Below are 1,366 nucleotides of genomic sequence, written 5' to 3'. Positions count from 1 at the left end.
TCGTCATGTATGGACGGCCCCTCTTGGGCAAGAGGCAAAATAGCGGCGACGGCTTAAGTCTGGAGCGGTCATGTATTCGGCCTTTGATGCGGTCGATTTGATGACCGCTGGCCCTCAGGGGTTACGCGGATCGAGTTCCAATCATTCTAGCGCGCTTTTTAATCGCGATGACGAAGGCGGAGTGTCTCGACCCAGGTCCTGACCATTTTGCCGTGCTGCTATTTGCTCCTTACGCTGTTAAGGGCCTCGCTTTGCGGGTTATGCCGCAGCCGGCGCCCTGTATTGTTGTCCCGAGCTCAGCATTGCCCAGATGATGCGAGCGGTCTTGGCGGCCTGCGCCACGACGGCGACCTTGACCGGCCGCCTGGCCAGCAGGCCACGTATCCAGGGCGAGCCCTTGTCGGGTTTGGCCCTGACCTGGCGCAGCCAGGAGCTGGCGCCGAGAATAAGCAGCCTTCGCAGGTCTCTGTCGCCGGCGCGACTGATATGGCCCGTCAACTTGTGCTTGCCGCCGGTGTCATGACTCTTGCGGGTCAGGCCGAGCCACGCCGCGAAGTCCCTGCCCGAGGCGAACTGGCGGCCGTCGCCAATGGCCGCGATGGTTGCATGTGCGATGATCGGGCCGACGCTCGGGATCGTCGTCAGCCGCAAGGCCGCTTGCTGCTGCCTGACCTGAGCCAGGATCTGCTTGTCCAGCTTGCCGATCTCGCCATCCAGCGCCCGCCATTGTCCGGCCAGCGGCGCCAGGCAGATCAGCAGCGCCGCGGGGATGGCCTCATCCGAGGTCTCGATGCGCTGCAGCAGCGCTTCCAGGCCCGCAGCCCCCTGGGCGCTTGTCTGGCCCATCTCATAGAGCAGGCCACGCATGGCGTTGGCCAACTGCGTGCGCTGGCGCACCAGAAGGTCACGCGTGCGGTGCAGCGCTCTGGCCCATTGCTGTTCGACCGTCTTGATCGGCACGAAGCGCATGTCGGGCCGGCTTACCGCCTCGCAACAGCCGTGCGCGTCGCGGGCATCGTTCTTGTTGCGCGGGACATAGGGCTTCACATAGGCCGGCGGCATCAGCTTGACGTCATGGCCGAGCGCGCTGAGCGTGCGGGCCCAATGATGAGCCGAGCCGCAGGCCTCCATGCCGATCAGCGCCGGCGGCTGCGCGGCGAAGAACTTCTCCACCTGCGCGCGGCGCAGCTGGCGCTGCACCACCACGCGCCCGGTCGCATCCACGCCGTGCACCTGAAACACATTCTTGGCCAAATCGATACCAAATCTGATAGCTTGCATGACGGACGGTCTCCTTCCGCTGGAGTTAATCACAGCCCAGTTTGGCACATTCGATGCCGCAAGGGGCCGTCCACCCATCATTCTA

At 64.3% G+C, this 1,366-nt stretch carries 1 protein-coding gene; it reads right to left on the bottom strand.

The window, feature by feature from the left end:
* Positions 1-258 precede the first annotated feature (258 nt).
* On the bottom strand, positions 259-1,281 hold the full coding sequence (locus tag RFM52_RS32705) for an IS110 family RNA-guided transposase (protein WP_320327904.1): 1,023 nt from the start codon (positions 1,279-1,281) through the stop codon (positions 259-261).
* Positions 1,282-1,366 lie beyond the last annotated feature (85 nt).

The organism is Mesorhizobium humile (genome assembly GCF_033977215.1).
Taxonomy (GTDB): Bacteria; Pseudomonadota; Alphaproteobacteria; order Rhizobiales; family Rhizobiaceae; genus Mesorhizobium; species Mesorhizobium humile.
The sequence above is the reverse complement of the archived record's forward strand: the minus strand, read 5'-3'. Positions and strand labels throughout refer to the sequence as shown.

Bases quoted from the DNA above. Each gene is read 5' to 3' on its own strand.
- RFM52_RS32705 (WP_320327904.1), bottom strand. From the start codon at position 1,281: ATGCAAGCTATCAGATTTGGTATCGATTTGGCCAAGAATGTGTTTCAG.